This window comes from Streptomyces gottesmaniae, assembly GCF_031845845.1.
GTDB lineage: Bacteria > Actinomycetota > Actinomycetes > Streptomycetales > Streptomycetaceae > Streptomyces > Streptomyces akebiae.
This window is the reverse complement of the sequence record NZ_JAVRFJ010000148.1, coordinates 1-440: the sequence shown is the minus strand read 5'-3', so window position 1 is coordinate 440 and position 440 is coordinate 1. Positions and strand designations below refer to the sequence as shown.

The window sequence follows — 440 nt, the reverse complement described above, 5'->3', positions numbered from 1 at the left end:
ATCCCCACCTGCACTATTGCATTACATTAGGCTCCAAGGCGCATGTCATGGGCGACTACTTGCTGCGCACCAACCGACACGATGTGCAGATCATGGGCTACGACATGGTGGGCAAGAATGCGGAATGCCTGCGCCGGGGAAGCATATCGTTTCTCATTGCCCAGCACGCCTATCAACAAGGATACTCTTGCATCGACACGCTCTTTAAGGCTATCGTGCTGAAAAAGAAAGTTCAACCTGTGAACTATATGCCCATTGAGTTGCTCAGTATAGAGAACGTAGACTTTTACCGTCGCACACAGTTATAAGATCTTATTATATAATAAGGTGAGAATTGACGGACCAAACATTTTATGGCTTATCAATAAACAAACGAATAAAAACAATGAACGAATCCACATTTATCAAAATTAATCCTGCCGACAACGTAGTGGTATGCC

At 44.3% G+C, this 440-nt stretch carries 1 protein-coding gene; it reads left to right on the top strand.

Features of this window, described 5'->3' with window-relative positions:
- Positions 1-308: type 1 periplasmic-binding domain-containing protein (locus RM704_RS44795; RefSeq protein WP_311593635.1), on the top strand; the 308-nt coding region annotated here is incomplete at its 5' end.
- Positions 309-440: the final 132 nt, after the last annotated feature.